Origin of the sequence: Spongiactinospora gelatinilytica, assembly GCF_003236385.1 — a bacterium.
Lineage (GTDB): Bacteria > Actinomycetota > Actinomycetes > Streptosporangiales > Streptosporangiaceae > Spongiactinospora > Spongiactinospora gelatinilytica.
This window is the reverse complement of sequence record NZ_POUA01000673.1, coordinates 1-1,809: the sequence shown is the minus strand read 5'-3', so window position 1 is coordinate 1,809 and position 1,809 is coordinate 1. Positions and strand designations below refer to the sequence as shown.

The 1,809-nt window shown below is 66.7% G+C and carries 1 protein-coding gene and 1 pseudogene; both read left to right on the top strand.

Going from position 1 to position 1,809, the window contains the following annotated elements; all coding sequences use genetic code 11:
- Positions 1-344 precede the first annotated feature (344 nt).
- On the top strand, positions 345-1,424 hold the full coding sequence (locus C1I98_RS38485) for an IS110 family RNA-guided transposase (protein WP_111172134.1): 1,080 nt from the start codon (positions 345-347) through the stop codon (positions 1,422-1,424).
- Between the two features lie 25 nt (positions 1,425-1,449).
- Positions 1,450-1,809 (top strand): annotated as a pseudogene (locus tag C1I98_RS38480) (transposase family protein); the annotation flags it as partial.

The window sequence follows — 1,809 nt, the reverse complement described above, 5'->3', positions numbered from 1 at the left end:
AAGGGTTGTCGACCAAGATCAACCACCAACCAGAGGCCTACATGCTGTTCTACCAGTGAGACTGGTGCTATCGGGAATCACTGCTGCTGCTGATGAAGTTGCAGAGGCAGGAAGTGTTCCTCCCTGAGGCTGACCCTTGTTCTACCTGGCCCGGGCATCCTGGTGCCATCGGCACGATCTGTCGCCTCTTCCCCGGGGGAGCACTCCCGAAGGTGTGTGCCGGGCCGGCCGGTGTATGGCTTGATAGAAGCCTCGACGAGAGAACCCGTCCCGTCACTGGTCCGCCTGCTCGGCCACCCCGGCGCGCACCGCCTTCGGATATCGCCCAGCCGATAAGGGTGCACATGACGGAGTTCAAGAAGCCCAAGGCGCGACGGATCGTGGGCGGGGTCGACACCCATGCCGACACGCACCACGCCGCAGTGGTGCTGATGAACGGGCGCAGGGTCGCCGATCGCGAGTTTTCAGCGACCCGAGCGGGATATGCGGACCTACTGGAGTGGATGCGTTCCTTCGGCCGGCTACAGGCGGTGGGGGTGGAGGGTACCGGCTCCTACGGTGCCGCCCTGGCTCGCCACCTTAGCGACGCGGAGGTCAAGGTGGTCGAGGTCAATCGCCCTGATAGGCAGCAGCGCAGGGCCAAGGGCAAGTCTGATCCGCTGGACTCCTACTCGGCTGCCGAGGCCGTCTTGGCCGATCGGGCTCGTGCCGTCCCGAAGAGCGGAAACGGGTTGGCCGAGTCGATCCGGGTGCTGCATTTAATCCGCGCCGGTGCGGTGAAGGCGAGGACCGCCTGCCTCAACGAGTTGCAGGCGCTGCTCGTCACCGCCCCGGCCGAGCTCCGCGAGCAGCTGGGCGGCCTGAAGAAGGCCCGGCTCGCCGATGCCTGCTCCCGGTTGAGGCCCTCCGCCGATCTGGCCGATCCCGCTCAGAGCGTCAAGGTGGCGCTGCGGCACCTCGCTGGGCGCTACCGTGCCCTCAGCGCCGAGATCGACGCCACCTACGACCAGTTGAAGACGCTGGTTGAGCAGGCCCGGCCCGAGTTGCCGGCCATCAAGGGCGTGGGTGTTGAGACCGCTGCACAACTACCGGTCACATGTGGTGACAATCCGGAGCGGCTGAGCTCGGAGGGGTCGTTCGCGGCCCTGTGCGGGGTGTCGCCCGTCCCTGCTTCCAGCGGCAGAACGCGGCGCCACCGGCTCAACCATGGCGGCGACCGGCAGGCCAATCGAGCTCTGTACGTCGTCGTGCTGTCACGCATGTCCTGCGGCCCACCCACCCGCGCCTATGTCGAGCGCGGGACCGCCGAGGGGCTCTCCAAGAGAGAGATCATCCGCTGTCTGAAGCGATACGTCGCCCGCCAGCTCTACAAGGTCATCGTCCGCCCTCAGGCACCAGCAGCCGAATCGCCCGTGCTCTCTTGACAAGCCATAGAAGCATCGTGCCGCGCTGCCACTGTCATCTCAAACCCTGAACCACCTGGCCGGCATCCTGCGACGCCACCGGCGGCAGATCAACTCCACACCGCGCCGCCTCAACCCCGGCCGACAAGCCATGCTCGTCCTGGTCCACCTGCGCAAAGGCGACACCTACGCCGAACTCGCCGCCGGATTCGCCATCGGCCTGGCCACCGCCTGGCGCTACGTCACCGAGCCATCGCCCTGCTCGCCGCCCGCTCACCCCGCCTGGATCAGGCCCTGCGCGCCGCCAGACGCGCCGGATACCCCTACCTCATCATGGACGGCACGCTCATCCCGATCGACCGTGTGGCCGCTGATCGGCCCTATTACTCCGGCAAGCACAAGAAGC